This is a genomic window from Mycolicibacterium sp. 624, assembly GCF_040548615.1.
Taxonomy (GTDB): domain Bacteria; phylum Actinomycetota; class Actinomycetes; order Mycobacteriales; family Mycobacteriaceae; genus Mycobacterium.
Genome location: NZ_JBEPRZ010000001.1, coordinates 862,036 through 881,839, shown reverse-complemented (window position 1 = coordinate 881,839; position 19,804 = coordinate 862,036). Strand labels below are relative to the sequence as shown.

The following is a 19,804-nucleotide window of genomic DNA, read 5'->3' as shown; positions in this document are numbered from 1 at the left end:
GTTACCAGCGGATTCGGGGCCCAAAACGCACCAATTTTCGACACGGCGATGCACCCATTGGGTCGGTGAACAGGCCTTATCCTGCTTCACCGCGGGCCGGGGTCGCGGCGTCGTCCCGCACCGCCGCGCCGGACGCCGGCATCGGCCGACGCTGACCTCACCCGGTCCCAGGGCCGCGGATCGGAGATCTCGGGTTCGACAAGGCGGCCTCTGACGTCGATCACGTGTTTGCTGACGACCCTCGCCGGCCCCGTGCTGACGCGCCCCCGGCACGCCGTGGTTGATACTTGAGACCAAGGCCGACAGTCGCGTCGTCGGATGTTCGAAGGGAGACCTGCTGACGTGAACGACCGCGACGATGATCTGCGCAGACAACTCGGGTGGACCGGGCCAGAGGAAACCGACTACGAGCCCACCCCCGTCGAGCCGACGTTCACCCCGGCGGCCACACCACTTCCCACCCGGCCGCCGGTCGACTTCGTGGCGCCGAGCGACCCCCAGGAACCGAGTGACGAACCCGTACTCCCCGGCCCGCAGCCCCCGCGCGAGCCACAGGCCGAACCCCCATCCGGCGGCGCCCATCAGCAGCGCCCCCGCTACGCCCCGCCATCGGGGCTGGCCCGCGACACCACCCAGCCGCCGCGCGAGAGTCCTCGACGTGATGCACCGCAACGCGAGACGAATCCCCGTGACACAGGCCAGTTCCCCGCGGTGAGTCGTCCGGACAACCCCCAGCAGTGGGGTCAGCAGTGGGGTCCGCAGCCCGGCTGGCCGCAGCAGCCTCCGCCACCCGCACCTCCGCCGCCACCCCAACCACCCGCTCCCCCGCGCGGACCGCACAACCCGGGACAGCACAACCCCGGGCCTCCGACCGCCCCCTGGCCGGCGCCGAACTTCGGGCCCGACACCCGCGTCATGCCACCCTCGCCGACGGGCTCCTACGCCGACCGGATCCGGGCCGACGACCTGGTCCCCACCAAGCAGCCGCCACCCACCCGAGGCTGGCGGCTGGCGGTCTTCCGCGCGACGTTCGGGCTGGTCAACCTGGGCCAGTCACCCGAGGAGATCCGCGAGGCGGAACTCGAGGCACGGATTCGCGGCGTCCTGCGCGGCCACTACAAGATCGGCGTGATGGGCAAGGGCGGCGTCGGCAAGACCACGATGTCGGCCAGCATCGGCTCGATCTTCGCCGAACTGCGCCAGGACGACCGCGTCGTCGCGATCGACGCCGACACCGCGTTCGGCAAGCTGGGCAGTCGGGTGGACCCGAAGGCCATGGGCTCGTACTGGGAGCTGGCAGCCGATCAGCACCTCGAGACGTTCGCCGACGTGCGCAGCCGCGTCGGCAACAACGCCGCGGGACTGTTCGTCCTCGCCGGTGAGGCCAGCCCGGCACGCAGGCGCGTGCTCGATCCGGCGATCTACCGCGAGGCCACCGCGCGCCTGGACCGATACTTCACCATCTCGATCGTCGATTGCAGTTCCACCATGGACGCCCCGGTCACGCAGGAGGTGTTGCGGGATCTCGACGCGCTGATCGTGGTGTCGTCCCCCTGGGTCGACGGTGCGGCCGCCGCGGGCCAGACCCTGGACTGGCTGGCCAACCGCGGCCTGACCCGGCTGCTGCAACGCACCGTCGTCGTCCTCAACGACTCGGATGGCCACGCCGACAAGCGAACCCGCGCGATTCTGGCACAGCAGTTCGCCGGTCAGGGCCAGGTGGTCGTGGAGGTGCCCTTCGACGGCCACCTCCGTCCGGGTGGAGTCATCGAGCGAACCGCCGAGATGTCGCCCGCCACCCGCCGCAAGATCATCGAGATCGCGGCGGCACTGGCCGCACACTTCCCCGCCAACGACGACCGGGAACGCACGCGCGACCGCTACTGACGTTCAGCGCCAGTCGATTTGGTCGATGAGCGACTCGACAAGGCGTGCGATGTCGGGCGGCACGGGCTGACCGGCCTCCGCGGCGACGATCACGTCCTCGGCGACCCCGGCCGCCTGCGCGGTCTCGGCGATGGTGAGGTTGGCGCGCCGCCTGGCCGCGTACAGCCGCTGCCCCAGCGTCGCGGTGGGTGATGTCGCGCTCAGGACCGTGAGCTCGTCGATCTGCCTCCGGACCATGCTCAGCGCCCGCAGCAGGGGCGGGGTCACCCGACCGATGCGTGCCGCGCGGGCGGCGACCGCCTCCAACTGACGCAGATCCGCCAGGATCGCGGTGACCCGCGGGGTGAAGTCGGCGTTCTCAGGGGGCGGCAGCGCCCCGATGGTGCTGCCCAGGGTGTGGACCGCCGCGTCGACCGCCTGAGCGATGAGCGATACCTCGTCGCCGCCTGGCTGCTGCGGCTCGAGCTGGCGCTGTGGTTCGGTGGATACCGGGCCACCCTGTCGGATGCGGGCGATGGTCCCTGGCGACCACTGCAGGATCTCCTCGAGCTTCGCGCGCGTCTTCTCCCGCGGCCAGCTTCTGCCCTTCTCGAACGCGATCAACGCACCGGCGTTCATGATCCCGTCGGCGGCGAGGCTGCGTTGGCTGATGTCGAGTTCGCGGCGCCGGGCGGCGGCGGCGGCACCGGCGCGCGCCATCCCCGGATCGACATCCGCGGCGTCGTCGGGTGCGACGCCTGAGTCGACGGGGACCAACTGCGTGCCCTTTCCCCTACATGTGGGGCGGCCAGCCGTTCCGCTGCACCGCTACGTCTTGAACCACTTTAGCCGGATCGCCCGGCGTTTATAACCGTTGCGAGGAAACAGTTACAACCATGTCATTGCTTCGACTATCGGGAAACCACGCGTCCAGAGCGGCGACTTTCCCACTTAGATCGCCTGCCCTGACGTGGTCTTTCCACGATTCCGTAGCGCCGCAGCGGTTCATTTGACGCTAACTGTTGCATCGCTACGGTTCCTGCGATACATTTCTCTCCATCGCGCCCGAACGACCGGCGCAAGACCTGAGGAGAACCAATGAACGCAGTGGGCCTGGACGGACTCCCCGTCGGTGAGTGCACACGCGATCCCGAGCGGTGGGTGACCACGGCCGACGAGGACGCCAAGACCATCTGCCGGCTGTGCCCGCGCCGGTGGGCCTGCGCCCGCGACGCGGTCGAGCTGCCGCGGGCCGAGGGCCTGTGGGCTGGCGTGGTGATCCCGGAGGCCGGCCGCGGCCGCACGTTCGCGCTGCGCCAACTGCGGTCACTGGCCGAACAGAACGGCTACACCGTTCGCGCCCGACGGGTCTTCCTGGAATCCGCATGACAGACCGCCTCGCTGCCGCTTTTCGAGGGGACGGCAGCGGGGCGACGCCGACTCGGGCGGGTCAGGAACAATCGGGCGCCGGACACCGTTAACATCATCGACAGTGCCGGACATGCCCCGGGTACCACCCCTTAAGTCGCCTAGAGCGACCAACTGCCGAGAGGCGCCATGACGGCACTGTCCTAGAGCCGCCGACGCATTAGCGTCGGCGGCTCTGTTCGTCTCACCTACGCGAAGCGCGCCCACCACGACGTCTGTCAACCTGTGGATGGATTCCCAACCTGTGGATGGATTCCGCGGCCTGTCGGCGTGGGCTCCTAGCGTGGGCGCATGACGTACTGGATCAACACCGTCAGCCGCGGCCACGTGCTGCGCGGGGTGGCAGGCGGATTCACTCAGGCCAATCACGGCAAGCCCCACATGCTGAGGCGGATGGCGAGGGATGACTGGATCGCCTTCTACTCCCCCAAGACCGACTATCCCGACGGGGCTCCGCTGCAGGCGTTCACCGCCATCGGTCAGGTCACCGACGACGAGGTTTACCAGGAGGACTTCGACCCGCAGTTCCAGCCTTGGCGCCGACGCATGCGGTTCCTGCCGTGTGAGGAGACACCCATTCGCCCGCTGCTCGACGACCTGGACTTCGTCGTGGACAAATCGCGCTGGGGTTACCGCTTCCGGTCCGGCGTCTTTGAAATCGACGAGCACGACTTCGGCGTCATCCGTTCGGCAATGACGGGCTGACGTCGGCCACCCGGGGATAGTGTGGGTGCGGTGAGCAATACCGAGATCGCTCCTGACGAAGTGGCCTGCGGCCCTTCACCGTTCAGCGGCGTCCTGCACCCGCGCGACGTGCCCCTCGGAGGGCCCCGCGGCATCCTGGTACGACGGACCCTGCCGCAACGCGACCTGTCGATGATCGGCGCGTGGTGCTTCGCCGATCACTACGGCCCACATGACGTCGCCGCTGGAAGTGGAATGAACGTCGCGCCGCATCCGCACACCGGCCTGCAGACCGTGAGCTGGTTATTCAGCGGCGAGATCGAGCACCGCGACAGCGCGGGTGTGCACGCCTACGTCCGGCCAGGCGAGCTCAACCTGATGACCGCGGGCGCGGGCATCTGCCACTCGGAGGTGTCGACACCGGACACCCGCACTCTGCACGGGGTGCAGCTGTGGGTGGCCCTGCCCGACGCCGACCGAGACACGGCCCGCGACTTCGCCCACTACGTGCCCGCGGCGCGCGAGGTGGGCGACGCGGTGGTGCGCGTCTTCCTCGGAGAGCTGGTCGGCGAACGCTCGCCCGTCCACACCTTCACTCCCCTGCTGGGCGCGCAGGTCGACCTCCCGCCGCAGACGTCGATCGCTCTCGCCGTCGACCGCGACTTCGAGCACGGCGTGCTTCTCGATCAGGGCGTCGTCGACGTACACGGCGACGTGCTGGGCATCGGCGACCTCTGGTACCAGGCGCCGGGCTGCGACCGCATTGAGCTGATCAACACTGGCGCGCAGCCAGCCCGCGTCGTGCTGCTGGGAGGCACCCCGTTCCCCGAGCAACTCGTCATGTGGTGGAACTTCGTCGGGCGCAGTCACGACGAGATCGTCCAGTTCCGGACCCAGTGGCAGGATCAGGACGAGCGGTTCGGTGCGGTGACCGGCTACCCCGGCGCCCGCCTCCCCGCGCCACCCATGCCGGGCGGCAGACTGCAGCCCCGCGCGAACCGCACCCACCGAGGAGCACCTTGACCACCGAGATCACCACCGACAAGACCGGCGCTCCGACCACCGTCACGGAGGAGCCCGGACGGTTCGTCATCTCGGTCGACGGCCGCGCCGTGGGCCTTGCGGACTTCCAGGACATCGACGGCCGCCGCGTGTTCCCCCACACCGAGGTCCAGCCGAGCTTCGAAGGGCGCGGCCTCGCAACGATTCTCGTCGCCGAAGCACTCCGAGTCACCCGAGCTGCGGGTCTGCGCATCGTGCCCACGTGCTCGATGGTGGCCGGCTACATCGACAAGAACCCCGAGTTCGCCGACATCACCGACCCGGTCTAACCGACGTGGTCGCAGCTGTCCAACAGCACTGCCGACCGCCCAACTTGCGGTAGATCCACACGTGAGCGCGGCCAAGAGCCGGGCCGAAGCCGTTTGTGTCGTAGTACCGTACCGATACCACCGGACGAGGGGACGTGGGGTGCCTGCACTGAACATCGGGTTCTCAGACGATGCAAGGGCGGTTGGCGAAACCGACTTGCCGGCCACCAATGAGGTCCTCTTCGCCAATACGTTCACCGGGGAACAAGACTCGGCTCGCCTACCCTCGTTTGCCGAGTGAGGCCATGGGTTCCGACCAGACGACAAGGCGACGTTTCGCGGTGACGGCGACTGCGCTACGCACCGCAACGGTGCTCGCATGCGCGGCCGCCATGGTGGCCGGGTGTGCGGCGCCGACGACGTCGGGCAAGGCAGTCATGGACACCGACGCGGACGCAGCGGTGGTGGCTCTCATGGACACCGGTGCGTACCCGACCACCCCCGGACACCCATTCGGTGTGGCGGGCGACGACGCCTATAGCCAGAACATGCTCGAGGCACATCGCATCGCGGAGTTCACCGTGGGTCCCTGGGAGGTCGACAACGCGCTGGTCACGCTGCCCAAGGGAATCAATACGATTGTGACGTCACCGCTCCCCACCGTGAAGATAATGCGGGACGGTGAGATCCTGCCCATCCCCCTGCCCGACGTCGCCGAAGCGCACGGCTTCATGTCGGGGTTCTCCTCCGTGCGGGTGTCGCCGCCGCAAGCCGGGCAGTCCCGCGGGCTGCAGAACGTCGTCTTGCGGTTTCCCGACGCCCCGGCCGCCGCCGCGGCCGCAGCGGAGATGGCGGCCAAGGCTCCACCGCTGCAGGGCATCCTGCCCGGGCCACCCACGCCGGTGGAGTACTCACCAGAGGCATTGGCTGTCACCTACGCCCTTCCCGACGCCATCACACGCGTCGACAGCTTCACCGCGCACGGGGTCTTCGTGCTGTACCAGTCCGCCCGCACCGCCGACGCGCTCGTCGGCACATCCGCCATCAATCTCGTTGTCGGCAACCTGATCGCGCAGAAGAAGCGCATCGATGAGTTCACCCCGACCGAGCCGTCCGCCTTGGCGAGCCTGCCGCTGGATCCGACCGGGCAACTTTTCGCGCGCACGTTGTGGGCGCCCGACAACGCGCTTCCGGTGATCGCCGGAGTGTGGCCGCCACAGGGGTGGCTGCATTTCGAGGAGGATCCCATCGCCACCGGCGCCGTGTTCAACGCCGCTGGCGTCGACGCCGTCACCCAGCGCTTGACCACTGTCTATCAGGCAGGCAACGCCGACGGTGCCGCCCGGATCGTCGACGAGTTCGCCCGCCAGATCGACGAACTGGATTCCGTCAACATAATCGACGGAGTACCGGGACTGCCGTCGGCGCAGTGCTTCGAGCGAGTGAAGGATTGGCTTCCGGAGACCGCGGCCCCGAGCTGGCAGCGCGTCATGTGGCACTTCAAGTGCGTGGCCAGCGTGGACCGCTACGCCTACACCGCGTTCTCCGAGGACGCGGCCGATGCCCGGCAACAGATGTCCGCGCAGTACCGCATCCTGGCCGGCGAATGAAGGTTCATCAATGGCGTTGAGTACAGGTGCGGTGGTGGCGGGCTACACCATCGAAGAGGTGGTCGGCCGCGGCGGTATGGGCACCGTCTACCGCGCCCGCAACCCATCGCTGCCTCGCAGTGACGCGTTGAAGGTGCTTTCAGCAGAACTGTCGCAGGACGCGCACTTTCGGGCACGATTCGAACGAGAGGCCGAGCTGGCCGCCACCCTTGATCATCCGAATATCGTCGCGGTTTACAGCCGTGGTGAGACCGACGGTCAACTGTGGATCGCCATGCAGTACGTCGCAGGCAGCGACGCCGACAAGGAGTTGACCCAGGGGCGGATGTCGCCGCAGCGCGCGGTCTACATCATCGGCGAGGTGGCCAAAGCGCTGAACTACGCCCACCGCCGTCATCTCCTGCACCGCGATGTCAAACCGGCCAACTTCCTGCTGGCACACAACGACGAACGTGTGTTCCTCGCGGACTTCGGCATCGCGCGCGCGCTCGACGAAGTGGTGGGACTGACACAAACCGGGATGGTCATGGCCAGCGTCGCCTACGCGTCCCCAGAGTCGCTGACCGGCGAGCCGGCCGATCACCGATCTGACATCTACTCGCTGGGCTGCTCCCTGTATCGGATGCTCACCGGCCGCGCCCCCTACGCGCGGTCGGGCGGCATGGCCGCCGTCGGCGCAGCACACCTCACCGAACCGCCGCCTCGCGCCACCGACCTCGCCCCGCACCTGCCGACGGCGATGGACGCGGTCATCGCCACCGCGATGGCCAAGAATCCCGCGGAGCGCTACCAAAACGCGATGGACCTGGCGTACGCGGCCGCTCGCGCCCTCGACGAGACGACCGACGCCGTCCGTCTGACCCCGCCGCGCCCGATGCCGCCGTACTGGCCCGGCGAGAACAGTCCCGGTCGGTCGCAACCCAATCCTTCTGGCATGGCAGGGCCCCACGACCACCGGTCCGGTGAGCTCCACTCAGTGCCGTCCAGCCCCAGCGGGGCTGGAGCGAACTGGCTCGTACCCGCCCCGCCACGCAGACGGCGCACGGTTCGGATGGCAGCCGCGATCGCGGCAGTCGTCGCTTTGGTAGCGGGCGGTGTTATCGGATTCGTGGCGCTCAAGGGTGATTCGGGTCCGGCCTACCAGGTGCAGACACTGGTGCACCAGCACGGTGAAACCGTTATGAGTGCGGTACCGCGGGCGGTGGCCGCCGCCGGACCGGGCGACGGCGATGCTGTTCTGTCACTCGGGGTACAGCCCGTCGCCATCGTCTCCACAGGCGGTGGTCTGCCCAGCTGGGAGAAGCAGCTCGTGGTAGATGATGTGCGAGTTTTGCCCGATGCTGCCCCCGTGGCGATTGAGGCAGCAAAGCCGGACCTAATCATCGACACCTCCGACATCGACGACACCGCCTACAAGGCGCTGGCCGCACTCGCGCCGACGATCACCCGTCCGCAGGGCACTGGCGACTGGACATGGCAAAGCCAGTTGGAATGGATCGGCCGGATCCTCGGCCGCGCCGAACAGGCGCAGTCGCTGCTGGACACCGCGGCCGCCACGCAGTCCGAGATCCGCGCCGCGCATCCCGCATTCGGCGGCAAGAGCATTCAGGTGGTGCTGGTCTCCGACGATGGCGTGAGCGTCGCCGTTGCCCAATCGGGGGCGGCCCGTTATTTGCAGGGGCTCGGTTTCCGCTACCCGTCGGACCTCGGGGCGGCAGGAGCTGGCGGTCAAACGCGATCGGTGCCCGACCCCGCACAACTCAACGCCGCACCCACCGACGTCCGACTGCTGGTGCGCACCGATCAGGCAGCAGGTGGGGGAAGCTACAACGGTCTCCCGCAAGCATTCTCGGCCTACCGCGGAATCACCATCATCGTCGATGACTCCGACACTGTCGCCGCGCTGAACGCCCCGGGCTACGCCGCGACCAACTTCCTAAACACCGCGCTTGTCAATCAGTTGGTACGCCAGATCCGGTAGCGCATCACCGGATCTTCGCGGCGATATCACTGACGATCGACAGCCCGCCGCTGCCAACCGTCGGCAAGCACGAACGCACGTCGACGATGACGTTGCCGCGCACCGTCATATCGCGTTCGCATTGCTGACCGGCCACCGAGGAGGTAGTGGGGACCAACTTCAGGGTCATGATGTCGCCTGTCATCGCTGGCACGCCGACGTCCACCCCAGTGCTATTGCCGGCGTAGCTGAACGTCACGTGAGTGGACTTGCACCCCGACCACGCGGCGGACTGCTTGTCGAAGAAACTCTTGGCTGCGCCCGGGTCGGGAAACGCCACAACGGCCTGAGCCACCTTCGCGCTCGGTTCGAGGAAGACTCCCTGCACGGCTAGCCCCGTGAAACCCGAACCGTTGTAAGTGGCCGCGTATGCCGGACCCCACGCGCTGGCGCACTCGGGAGGTGTGATGGTGCCATCAAGCAGATTGCTCTCGACGTCCATGGCAGACATGCCGGGAGTATCGAGGCGCTGACCGACTTGCTCAGCCGACAGCAGCAATCCGGCCAGTGCGTCCACTCCCAGGGTCGGCCCGGACGGTGCCGGAGCGGGCGCCCCCGGCACCTCGGGCGCCGCCGGATCGGACGGGACCGTGGTGATCGGTGCCGCCGGCACCTGAGCCGCGGTCGTGGAGGGCTGCTCGCTCACCGTGTCGGAATCCTCGCCACCGTTGGTTGCGACGAGCGCGATGACGACCACGGCTGCCAGCGCCGATGCGCCGCCTACAATCCACCACCGTCGTTGTGCCATCTGGCTGCTCAGCGTCGGCTTCCCGGAAGCCTGTCCCGGTCGGCCCTGCGGCGGGCCACCGACGGGTGGTTGCTGGTAGCCAGAGTGTGGCAGGTAGGCGCCGGGTGGACTCTGGTTATGTGGCGGGTACCCGGCGGGAGGAGCCTGGCCGTAGGACGACGGCGCGCCCTGAACCCATTGCGGGGCCTGTGGCTGCTGCGGGTTGGGCCAACTCGGCGACGTGGGAGGGACTGGTGGTTGCTGGGGTGGCCGAGTGAACTTCGGCGCCTCCATGGTGGCTCCGTCCGGGTCCACCTCACTGGCGGCGGGCGGGAATCTAGGTTCGGCGCTCCCGGGTGCCGCCGAAGCCGGCTCACTCCTCGGCCAGTCCGACGTCTCCTCGCCGTCATGCCCGCTGGTGGGATCATTCGGGCTCAATGACTTCTCCCTTGTCTCATATGCCACGCCATGGCGTGCCGACACGTCCACGACCACGCCGGATCGCTGACTGTTCGGCCATCCTCGCATGTCGTGCGGCTAGCGGAATGCACTAAATCGGGGTTTGCCTCAGCCCGCACCGCAGCAGCGCATCCGCATGCCACCCAGAGTGGCTAGCATTTCGGCAATGAGCCAGACCGGAGGCGATCGAGTGGGCGACGAGCAGTCCGACGACACCGCAGCGAGCAACACACCCGAACTTCCGGTGTTGACGATCGAGGTCGACGGCAGTTCCCACATCCTGCAGCCGGGCGACCACGCTGTGACGATCGGACGTGAGCCGCCGGCAGAGATCGTGGTACCCAGGCCTGGCGTCTCGCGTGTGCACGTTCGCGTGCAGCGCGACGGCGACCACTGGTTGCTGACCGATGCGGGCAGTCGAAACGGGATCTACCTCGATGGCGAACGCGTCGACCACGTCATCGTCGGCAGCAGGCTGGTCGTGCACATAGGAGACCCCAACGGCGTTGCGCTTCAACTCATTCCGCACGCCCGCCACGTCGAGCCAGCCGACGCGGCTCTCAGTCGCGCGGGCTCCGCGGTGGCGGCGCGCAGGGAAGAACTCGGCTTGTCTCACCTGACCCTGTCCGCCGACGTCGTCGCGCTCGAAGAGCTGGCACTGTTCGAAGGCGGGCGGCACTGGCCGGATCACGACGCCCTCGCAACGCTCGAGGAGCGCCTCAAATGGCCGGCGGGCGCCATCGCGAGCATCCGCGACGGCGCGCCCGTTCCCGAGGACGAATTCACCGAGGTGCTCACACCCACGGTGCAGGTCTCCGTGGCCGTTGACGCCGCTGACATCGCGATGCGCGCCATTCGTGCTCGAGCCGAATTGCTGCCCTCCCCCCACGCCCGCGACTTCACCCACGACATCACCCCGATGCTCACCGAACTGCGGCGGCTGGACCGCACCGTCACCGCGGCGGCTCGCAACGCCCCCGGCCGACTGGAGGCGGTCGTGGCTCTGGCCGGGATCCGTCAGCTCAGAGCCGATCTCATCGTTCGGGCGGCCGGCTCGCCTCATGCCAGTTTGGGGCAACGCCTGGGCGCCATCCGCCAGCGCGGCGGCTTGACCGCCCCCGAAGTCGCTGCGGCAGCGGGGGTCACGGCCGCCGACGTCGAGGCCGTCGAAACAGAAGACCGCCCGGCCGGCGCCGCGGCGGAGGCTCTTGAACATTTCGTCACCGTCGTCGGGCCGGCCATCAGCCCTTTGCGGTAGGCCTCTGAGTGGTGGTGACGTCTGGGCCAGCTACCAGACCGGCTACGCGATTACTGCTCGAGGGCCCCCGTGGCAGGGCTTAGCATATTGAGGCAGCCCACGCCCCGGACATCATCCGGTCACTTCGCTGGGGTTGGACGGGGACGGGAGGGGGCCCGAAGAGTCGAACGACTCTGGACGGGGCACGTGAGTCGGTCAGTGGGGGCAAACGCTGGGTGTGCGTGGTGATCGCGTTGAGCGTCGCCGTTCTCACCGCGTGCTCACCCGCTCTGCAGGGTGAGGCGAAGTCAATCCTGTGGAACCCCGACAACGTTGGCGGATTGCCCCTCACCGATGGACCCAGCGGAATCCGTTCGGACGCACCGGACCCCGAGGGCAGAGTCGCCTACTCCGACGGTGGTTCAGTAGACCGGTTGGGAATGCTCGCGGTCAACGATGCCGAGGAGTTCTGGCGGGCGAATTACAGTCCCACCCTCGAAGGCACATTCGCGCCGGTCGAGAACTACGCCTCGTGGGATTCAAACGACCCCAACGGACCGGAACTGTGCGGACAGAACGGATATAAGAGTCCCAACGCGTTCTTCTGCTATCCCCTGGACCTGATGGCCTGGGATCGCGGTGTGTTGTTGCCGATAGGACAAAAGTACTTCGGCGACCTCTCAGTCGCGTCCGTCATCGCTCACGAGTACGGCCACGCCGTACAGGACATGGCCGACATAGTCGATCGGTCTGACCCCACTGTCATTGGGGAACAACAGGCCGACTGCTTCGCGGGCACCTACATCCGTTGGGTCGCCGAGGGGAAATCGCCACGATTCGAACTCAATACCGGCGAAGGGCTGACCAAAGTCCTCGCCAGCATCCTCACAAGTCGAGATCCCGTGTGGAATGAGGAAGACCAGGAGATGGTGACCGAGGGGCACGGCACCGCGCTGGATCGCGTCACCGCCTTCCAGATGGGGTTCGTCGAGGGCGTATCAGCCTGTGCTCGAATCGATCTCGAGGAGATCGAGACACGTCGAGGTGATCTTCCGATATTGCTCGGCACTGACGATTCCGGCGCCGATCAGACCGGTGAGGTGCCGATCAACCAGAAACTCGTCGACACGCTCATCGGACAGCTCAATCGCCAGTTCACTCCAACGACCCCGCCGACGGTGTCCACTCAGCCCGCGGCGCAACCCTGCCCTGACGCCAAGCCGACCCTGGTCGCGTCTTACTGTCCGTCCACCAACACGATCACAGTCGACGTGCCAGCGATGCAGAAGTTCGGAGCGGTCGCCGACATCGAGCAGGGCGTGCTGGTCCAAGGTGACAACACCGCGATATCGGTGCTGATCTCCAGATACGTGCTCGCGCTTCAACACGAGCGCAACGCCTCGCTGGACGACGCGGCTGCCAGCCTGCGCACGGCCTGCCTGACTGGATTCGCCCAGCGCAACATGGTCGAGGTCGAGCCGTTGCCGTCCGGATCAAGCATCACTCTCACCGCCGGCGACATGGATGAGGCGGTGGCCGGTCTACTCAACAACGGTCTGGTCGCCAGTGACGTCGACGGCGAGACCGTTCCGGCGGGCTTCAGTCGCATCATGGCGTTCCGGTCAGGGCTGCTCGACACCGATGGCGACGCCTGTTACACCCGATTCCCCTGACCACTCACGGATTTCGAGCACGACAGATGAGGAACCGGGAATGACCAACTGGCCGGGAACACCACCGCCACCACCACCGCCCGGCGGCTCCTCAGGGTGGGTCGATCCCGACGCCCCTACCGGCCTCGCACCCCAGCACCAACGACCACAACCAAGCGGATGGCAGCAGCCACAGCAGCCACCCGCAGAACCCCCGCCGTGGCCAGCGCAGAATCAACCGCCGCCCCCAGGGCTGTGGCCACACCAACAGCCACAGCCACCGTGGCCGGTCTACCCGGGAGCCGGCGGACCGCCACCCACGAATCGCCGCCGTACCCCGCTGATCGTGGGGCTGATCGCGGCGGCCGTCGTGGTGATCGTCGTGGCAGTACTGGCCATCAAGGCGCTCGGAGGAAGCGACAACATCTCCGCCAGCGACACCGTGAAGGGTTACCTGGAGGCCCTCAGCGCCGGTGACGCGGCCAAGGCGTTGTCCTACGGCGCTGCGCAGCCCGCCAGCTCCGACCTGCTCACCGACGAGATCCTCAAGAAGCAGTTGGCCCGGATGCCGATCACGAACATTCGCATCCTCGACGAGGACACCTCGATGATGGCCATCGGCATGACGACGGTCCACGCGGCAGCCAGCTTCGGGAGCGTCGTCGACGACGTCGAGCTGCGGCTGAAGAAGGATGCCGATGGCAGCTGGAAGCTCGAGACCGCCGCCATCAAGATCGAACCGCCTCCCGGCGCGGACTCGAACCTGTCAGCCAAAACGGTGACCATCTTCGGCAAATCCTTCGACAAGGGTTCGCTGTATGCATTTCCCGGCTACCTCGACATCGGCAGCACCAACCGCTACCTGAAGGCAACGGCCGAACCGCTCTTGCTTCAACATCTTTCGTCGTATTCCACGGCGTGGCTGTCGCCGCAGATCAGCCTCAACGACGACGGGCGCGACGCCATTCAACAATCATTGGTCGACGCTTTCGCCAACTGCCAGAAGTCTCAATCGCTTGCCCCGCCGAACTGTCCTGGCAGAGTTACCCGCCCGGACGCCGTGGACGGGACCGCTAGCTGGGGCCAGGCCGATCTGTCCGGTGTCACGATCGGCGACTTCTCCGCCTACTCGCTCACTGTCATCCTTGGCGGTGAAGCCCATCTCCCCCTCAGCTACAAGTTGACGGACGGCGGGATGGACCAGGGCGTGGCGAGCATCTATGTGGGAGGCACCGCCGACATATCCAAATCGCCACCCATGCTGAACTTGCGATGACACGACATCGCGAGGTCTAGCGCGGCCGCAGCACCACCACCGGGATCTCCCGCTCGGCCCAACTCTGGTAGGTGTCGAAGTCCGCGTAGGCCTCGACGAGGCTGGGCCACAACCGCTTCCGCTCCTCGGCGCCCGCCACGACCGCGTGGACAGCGATTCGCCGCGCACCGATCTGGATGTGGGTGTCGGGGTTGGCGACGAGGTTGCGGTACCACTGGGGGTGCTCGGGCCGGCCGCCCTGCGACGCGACGATGATCACGTCGTCGCCGTCGTGGATGTAGAGCAGCGGCACGGTGAACGACCTGCCCGACTTGCGCCCCACGTGGTCGAGCAGCAGCGTGGGCACCGGCTTGCGGAAGCCCGCTCCCACTCGCCACTTCCCACCGATCCGGCCACCCGTGCGGCGGTAGATCCAGACCTGGGCGCGGCCGACGTGCCGGAAGATCACCGGAAGGACGGGTGAATCCAGCTGGTCCGGCCGTTTGGGCGCCGCCATCTCAGCCCAGGTACTGCGCGGTCGAGCCACCGACCGGCATCTCGGGCAGGCCGAGCTTGCGGTGATCCCAGCTGCGCAGCCGGGACGGCACCACGCGCACCGCGACGCGGTTGTTCATCATCTGGTCGACGAACGGCTTCATCTCGTCGGTGTAGGGGCCGGTGTAGCGCTCCCACACACTGACGCCCACACGGTGCAGCAGATCCGGGTCGCTGTCCACGATCTCGGCGGTGCCGTCGATCGAGACGCCGCGCAACGTGTCGTAGGTGTCGCCGTCCTCGATCATCACGGTGATCGTCGGGTCACGGCGCAGGTTCACGGCCTTCTGCGATTTGGCCTTGGTCTCGAACCAGATCTCACCGTCGAGCACGGCGTACCACATAGCGACCAGGTGCGGCCGCCCCCCGCCCGAGACCGTCGCCATCGTGGCCGTGCGGCTGCGATCGATGAACTCGGTGATCTCGTCGTCGGACATGACGATCTTCGAACGCTGGTTCTTTCCCACCGTCAATCCTTATCAGGAGCCGACAGTGACCACCATCACCGGGATGCCGTTGGGCGTGTTCTAGGCCGTCCTGCGCAGCAGCGGCAACAGGGCGCGGTGCCGCGCGTTGGCCGCGTCGCCGAGGAGGCGAAGTGCCGCGGGCACCGAACGCGCACCCGAACACCTGACCTCGTCATCATCGAGACCCAGCACGTCGGCGACGTCGTCGGCAGCCACCAGCACCCACTCGACACCCGCGAGGCGGCACGCGTCGTCGACGACGTGGATGAGTGAACGACACTCGGCGCCGACGGCCTCCAGCCCGCCCAGATCCAGGATGAAATCACTCTCCTCGATCACGAAGCGGCCCACCCGCGACGCCACCCGGTCGAGATTGCGCGCAGACAACTCACCGCTGACGCTCACCACGGTGGCCAGCCGACGACTGTGCGCGCGGATCAGCGCGCCGTCACACTCGAGGGCCGGGTTGCCGTAGCGGAAGGTGCCCAGCGTCCCTCTCGACTTGGCCATCTGTTGCCTCCGATGAATTCCAGTGTGGGTCGGTTCAGGCGGTCCTGCCGAGCAACGGCAGCAGAATCCGTCGGCGCACACCCGAGACATCGGCGAAGAACCGCAGCGCCTCGCGTACCGACTGCGCCACCGCACACGTGACCTGATCGGCGTCGAGATTCAGTCCATCGACCACCTCGTCGGCGGCCACCAGAACCCACTGCACACCCGCTGCACGGCACGCACGCTCCACGGCGCAGACGAGGTCGTGGCCTTCAGCACTCACGGCGTCAAGGCCACCGAGGTCGAGAATGAAGTCGTCGTCGAGAACGTGGCGCTCGACGCGGGACAACACCTGGTTGAGGTTGTGGCCGTCGACCACGCCGCTGACGCTCACGACGGTCGCCAGCTGACGGCTGTACGCACGGACCAGCGCACCCTCGTCATCCTGTGCGGAGATGCCGTAGCGGAAGTCCTCGATCGTGGTGGTCATGTGCCGCCTTCCGTAGCGCCGTCGAACTGTTGAGATCGACGCTATGCCGCAAACCTAAGATCTTGGGGTACTACGTCTAATGGTCTGGTAAGAGCCCACTTTCCGTTCTCATAACCTGCTTCGGCAAAATGATCGGCGATGTTTGCCCGCGCCTCTCCGCGGGTAAAGACGTGCCCCGCGTGTCGCGCCCTGAGCGCTCCCCCACCGCATCGCCGCTGATCAAGCCTGTCCGAACTTCCGGGCGTCGGGATAACCTCGGCTAGCTCACACCGGAATCAGAAGATCGTCAGGACATGAATCGACACAGCAGAGTGGTGGCGGCGATCAGCGCCGCATGTGTGGCAGTGCTGATCGCGGGTTGCTCCCCGGTTACCCAGGGTCAGGCCGTATCCACGCTCTACGACCCGTTCCGGGCCGGCGGGCTGCCTGCGCAGGACGGACCCAGCGGCGTCAAGGACGACGCACCACCGCCGACCGGCGAGGTGCAGGGCAGCGACGGCGGCGACATCGACAAGTTGGCACTGCTGTCGGTCAACGACATCGCCGAGTTCTGGGAGCAGAACTACGGCGACCTTGACGGCACCTTCGCGCCCATCGAGAACCTGCTGTCCTACGACTCCGACGACCCGTCGAGTCCAATGGTGTGCAACACCGACACCTATGGCGAACCCAACGCCTTCTACTGCCCGAGCAAGGAGATCATGGCGTGGGACCGCGGGGTGATGGTGCCGATCGGCCGAGAGTTCTTCGGCGATGTCTCGGTCGCCGCACTGATGGCCCACGAGTACGGCCACGCCGTACAGCACATGGCCGGGCTGGTGGCTGACGACACCCCCGTCCTGGTCATGGAACAGCAGGCCGACTGCTTCGCGGGCACCTACGTCCGCTGGGTCGCCGAGGGCAACTCCCCCCGGTTCAATCTCAGTACCGGCGATGGGCTCAATCACGTTCTCGCTGCGGCGATCACGCTGCGCGACCCGATCCTCGGACCGCAGGACATCGATTTCGTCGAGGACGGCCACGGCACCGCGCTCGACCGGATCAGCGCCTTCCAGATGGGCTTCACCTCCGGCGCATCCGAGTGCGCTCGCATCGACATGGACGAGATCGAGACGCGGCGCGGCGACCTGCCGATCGCCCTGCCGTTCGATGACAACGGGGACGTGCAGAGCGGCGAGGTCACCCTCGACGAGGACATCCTTGCCCTGTTGATGGAGACGCTCGGCGAGGTGTACCAGCCGTCCGAGGCGCCCACGTTGTCCTACGAACCCGCCGCATGCCCGGACGCGCAGCCAGTCCCGCCGACATCATACTGCCCGTCGACCAACACCATCGCGGTGGATCTCGGCGCGCTGCAGCAGATGGGGGAGGCCGCCGACGAGTCCAATTACGTTCTGCTGCAGGGTGACAACACCGCATTGTCGGTGCTCACGTCGCGGTACGCCCTTGCGCTCCAGCACGAGAACGGCGACGCGCTGAACACACCGGCCTCGGCCCTGCGCACGGCATGCCTCACCGGCGTCGCACAGGCCGCGATGTCTGACACCGTCGAGCTGCCCAGCGGTCAGAGCCTCACGTTGACCGCCGGTGACCTCGACGAGGCCGTCGCGGGTCTGCTCACCAACGGACTGGCGGCGAGCAACGTCGACAGCCAAACGGTGCCCGGCGGCTTCACCAGGATCATCGCCTACCGCTCGGGTCTCAGCGGTGACCGCGACCTCTGCGAGGCCCGGTTCAAGTAGGTCGATTCCTGCCACCCGGCGGTCAATTGCTGCCACCGGAAATGAATGCCCTGAGCTGGCCGTTCCTACCATCAGACCGGCACGAGAAACACCCGGGCCGGTTGACTTCAGGGAAGTGGGAATGACATGAAGAACATCGGATTCGCCTCAGTGATCGCCGGGGGACTGGCCGCCGCGGTCCTCGGACTCGCCGCACCGGCTCAGGCCGACACCGCGAACGCCGTGCCCGCGGCCAACGTGGCGGCCGTTCTACAGACGGCGCCGACCGGTATCGACCACCACGGCTGGCTCTATGACATCCAGCCGAGGGCTCACGCACCGCAGGTCGACACCACCGTGCACCAGAGCCGCTGACGACCAGCAGACCAGGGGAGGGAACCGCATAGGTTTGTTCTGAACAAGCGCATGATCCGACGGCTCCCGGTCGGAGGTGACCGACTTGGCCCGCTATGTTCTGCCGGCTGGCGCCCGACTTCCCGTCGCGGTGCAGACGGCCGTCTGGGCGGTCCGTCCCTTGGACCTCATGGAGCGTTGCGCGGCACCCACGGTGACCTGTTCACACTGAGGCTGCCACGCGGGGAATCGGTGTGGTGAATGGAGTTGAATCAGGCTGGGGTCCTGAGTGTCGCCAGGCATGCCGAAGATGCTCGTGGGGGCCGACAATATGTCGGCCCCCACTGGCAAAGAACACCATTCGAGTTAGGAATGGTGCGTCGAGACGGCGCCGGACAGGCTTTCGTCCCAACCTCCGTCAGCGCGAGGGAACCCAGGCGAGGTCTTTGACGTCAGTCGTGACTCGGTCGTCGTCCCTGTGGACCTTCCCGTCCTTCATGACGAGGCGCGTCGCTTTCAGATCGGCGATGTTCTGCAGCGGATCTCCATCGACAGCGATCAGGTCCGCATGTGCGCCGGCGTGCAGGCAGCCGATCTTGCCGTCCTGACGCAGTAGCTCGGCTGCCACGGTGGTTGCGGACTGAATCGCCTGCAGTGGCGTCATACCGTACTCGACCATCAAGTCGAACTCGTCGAGTTGTTCACCATGCGGGAAGGACCCGATGTCGGTGCCGAATGCGACCTTCACACCGAGTTCCAGGCCTCGTTTGAAGGCAACTTCGTGTCGCTTGACGAATCGCTTCTCGAAATCGGTGTTCTGTCGCTTGTAATACGTTTGCATCGTCGGGACCCAATAGGTGCCACTCTGGAGCATCGCTTGCAGGTCTTCCTCAAGCAACAGTGGACCGTGTTCGAGCGTGCGGACGCCACCCTGAATGGCCGCCTGTGCACCGTGCCCTCCATACGCGTGTGCAGCGACGTCCCTGCGGAATCGCTTCGCCTCCTTGACGATTGCACGCACGTCCTCGATGTCGAACTGATGGAGCGGCTCCATCGTCTCTGGCTCGACATCCTTGCGAGTGCTCGTGCAGTAGATCTTGATCCAGTCGGCGCCGATCTTGATCTGGCGGCGAACCTCACCAATGTAGGCGTCGCGTGAGTCGGCCATCGCCGCGACATCCGGCAGATTGAGTTCCGGATTGACCTTGTCGTCGATCCTCATGTCTCCGCCGGTGATCGAGATTGCGTCGGAGGCGACCCACATCCGAGGGCCGGGAACGGTGCCGGCCGCGATCGCATCGCGCAGGGCGGTATCCCCGTGCCAAACCTGCTCGTTGTCGGTATCACGCTGGCTGGTGATTCCGATCTCCAGCGCCCGTGCCGCGGCTGCCACTCCTTCGATCATGCGGTAGACCTGGGTTTTGAAAAGGATTGCGGGAGGCCAAACTTGGTCCTCCGGCCGTAGCAGCATGTGCGT

At 66.8% G+C, this 19,804-nt stretch carries 20 protein-coding genes; 13 read left to right on the top strand and 7 right to left on the bottom strand.

The genetic code is table 11. The features are described 5' to 3' along the window. The first annotated feature begins 342 nt into the window (after positions 1–342). Positions 343–1,887, top strand: a complete 1,545-nt coding sequence (locus ABIA65_RS03975) for a MinD/ParA family ATP-binding protein (protein WP_354522692.1) — start codon at positions 343–345, stop codon at positions 1,885–1,887. A gap of 3 nt (positions 1,888–1,890) precedes the next feature. Here ABIA65_RS03975 and ABIA65_RS03970 read toward each other — a convergent pair whose 3' ends face one another. Beyond that, on the bottom strand, positions 1,891–2,586 hold the full coding sequence (locus tag ABIA65_RS03970) for a helix-turn-helix domain-containing protein (protein ID WP_354523080.1): 696 nt from the start codon (positions 2,584–2,586) through the stop codon (positions 1,891–1,893). A gap of 378 nt (positions 2,587–2,964) precedes the next feature. Here ABIA65_RS03970 and ABIA65_RS03965 point away from each other — a divergent pair, with 378 nt between their 5' ends. The 6 genes from ABIA65_RS03965 (at position 2,965) to ABIA65_RS03940 (ending at position 8,879) form a co-directional block, all read left to right on the top strand. After that, positions 2,965–3,255: a WhiB family transcriptional regulator gene (locus ABIA65_RS03965; RefSeq protein WP_241402219.1), complete on the top strand. Its 291-nt coding sequence runs from the start codon at positions 2,965–2,967 to the stop codon at positions 3,253–3,255. Between the two features lie 330 nt (positions 3,256–3,585). Continuing rightward, positions 3,586–3,999 (top strand): EVE domain-containing protein, encoded by a 414-nt coding sequence (locus ABIA65_RS03960; RefSeq protein ID WP_241402220.1) that lies wholly within the window; start codon positions 3,586–3,588, stop codon positions 3,997–3,999. Between the two features lie 30 nt (positions 4,000–4,029). Further along, complete coding sequence (locus ABIA65_RS03955; RefSeq protein ID WP_354522691.1) at positions 4,030–5,001, top strand: pirin family protein; 972 nt, start codon at positions 4,030–4,032, stop codon at positions 4,999–5,001. Then, the gene (locus ABIA65_RS03950) at positions 4,998–5,309 is read left to right on the top strand and encodes a GNAT family N-acetyltransferase (RefSeq protein WP_241402222.1); all 312 of its coding nucleotides are present in this window, start codon (positions 4,998–5,000) and stop codon (positions 5,307–5,309) included. The genes ABIA65_RS03955 and ABIA65_RS03950 overlap by 4 nt, the downstream gene beginning before the upstream one ends. A gap of 284 nt (positions 5,310–5,593) precedes the next feature. After that, positions 5,594–6,898, top strand: a complete 1,305-nt coding sequence (locus ABIA65_RS03945; protein ID WP_354522690.1) for a DUF7373 family lipoprotein — start codon at positions 5,594–5,596, stop codon at positions 6,896–6,898. 10 nt (positions 6,899–6,908) lie between these two features. Continuing rightward, positions 6,909–8,879, top strand: coding sequence for a serine/threonine-protein kinase (locus tag ABIA65_RS03940; RefSeq protein ID WP_354522689.1), 1,971 nt, complete (start codon positions 6,909–6,911; stop codon positions 8,877–8,879). Positions 8,880–8,883: 4 nt separating this feature from the next. Here ABIA65_RS03940 and ABIA65_RS03935 read toward each other — a convergent pair whose 3' ends face one another. Continuing rightward, positions 8,884–9,666: a sensor domain-containing protein gene (locus tag ABIA65_RS03935; protein WP_354522688.1), complete on the bottom strand. Its 783-nt coding sequence runs from the start codon at positions 9,664–9,666 to the stop codon at positions 8,884–8,886. Positions 9,667–9,919: 253 nt separating this feature from the next. Here ABIA65_RS03935 and ABIA65_RS03930 point away from each other — a divergent pair, with 253 nt between their 5' ends. From ABIA65_RS03930 to ABIA65_RS03915, 4 genes are all read left to right on the top strand, one after another. Beyond that, complete coding sequence (locus ABIA65_RS03930; RefSeq protein WP_354522687.1) at positions 9,920–10,153, top strand: hypothetical protein; 234 nt, start codon at positions 9,920–9,922, stop codon at positions 10,151–10,153. Between the two features lie 117 nt (positions 10,154–10,270). Further along, complete coding sequence (locus ABIA65_RS03925; RefSeq protein ID WP_354522686.1) at positions 10,271–11,362, top strand: FHA domain-containing protein; 1,092 nt, start codon at positions 10,271–10,273, stop codon at positions 11,360–11,362. Positions 11,363–11,583: 221 nt separating this feature from the next. After that, positions 11,584–13,014: a neutral zinc metallopeptidase gene (locus ABIA65_RS03920; RefSeq protein ID WP_354522685.1), complete on the top strand. Its 1,431-nt coding sequence runs from the start codon at positions 11,584–11,586 to the stop codon at positions 13,012–13,014. Positions 13,015–13,339: 325 nt separating this feature from the next. Then, entirely contained in the window at positions 13,340–14,269 is a 930-nt protein-coding gene (locus ABIA65_RS03915; RefSeq protein ID WP_354522684.1) for a hypothetical protein, read from the top strand. Between the two features lie 16 nt (positions 14,270–14,285). Here ABIA65_RS03915 and ABIA65_RS03910 read toward each other — a convergent pair whose 3' ends face one another. The 4 genes from ABIA65_RS03910 to ABIA65_RS03895 are packed head-to-tail and all read right to left on the bottom strand — an operon-like array spanning position 14,286 to position 16,252. After that, positions 14,286–14,765 carry a nitroreductase family deazaflavin-dependent oxidoreductase gene (locus tag ABIA65_RS03910; protein ID WP_354522683.1) on the bottom strand — a complete coding sequence of 160 codons (480 nt, stop codon included), beginning with the start codon at positions 14,763–14,765 and terminating at the stop codon, positions 14,286–14,288. 1 nt (position 14,766) lies between these two features. Then, positions 14,767–15,270: a pyridoxamine 5'-phosphate oxidase family protein gene (locus ABIA65_RS03905; RefSeq protein ID WP_241402229.1), complete on the bottom strand. Its 504-nt coding sequence runs from the start codon at positions 15,268–15,270 to the stop codon at positions 14,767–14,769. A 60-nt stretch (positions 15,271–15,330) separates the two neighbouring features. Next, positions 15,331–15,780 carry an STAS domain-containing protein gene (locus ABIA65_RS03900; RefSeq protein ID WP_354522682.1) on the bottom strand — a complete coding sequence of 150 codons (450 nt, stop codon included), beginning with the start codon at positions 15,778–15,780 and terminating at the stop codon, positions 15,331–15,333. A 34-nt stretch (positions 15,781–15,814) separates the two neighbouring features. Further along, entirely contained in the window at positions 15,815–16,252 is a 438-nt protein-coding gene (locus ABIA65_RS03895; protein ID WP_241402231.1) for an STAS domain-containing protein, read from the bottom strand. Positions 16,253–16,545: 293 nt separating this feature from the next. Here ABIA65_RS03895 and ABIA65_RS03890 point away from each other — a divergent pair, with 293 nt between their 5' ends. Beyond that, a complete protein-coding gene (locus ABIA65_RS03890; protein WP_354522681.1) occupies positions 16,546–17,994 on the top strand; it encodes a neutral zinc metallopeptidase in 1,449 nt (482 codons plus the stop codon). Positions 17,995–18,120: 126 nt separating this feature from the next. After that, the gene (locus ABIA65_RS03885) at positions 18,121–18,348 is read left to right on the top strand and encodes a hypothetical protein (protein WP_354522680.1); all 228 of its coding nucleotides are present in this window, start codon (positions 18,121–18,123) and stop codon (positions 18,346–18,348) included. A gap of 397 nt (positions 18,349–18,745) precedes the next feature. On the opposite strand, the gene ABIA65_RS03880 is transcribed toward ABIA65_RS03885, so the two are convergent. Continuing rightward, entirely contained in the window at positions 18,746–19,798 is a 1,053-nt protein-coding gene (locus ABIA65_RS03880; RefSeq protein WP_354523079.1) for a metal-dependent hydrolase family protein, read from the bottom strand. Between the last annotated feature and the right edge of the window lie 6 nt (positions 19,799–19,804).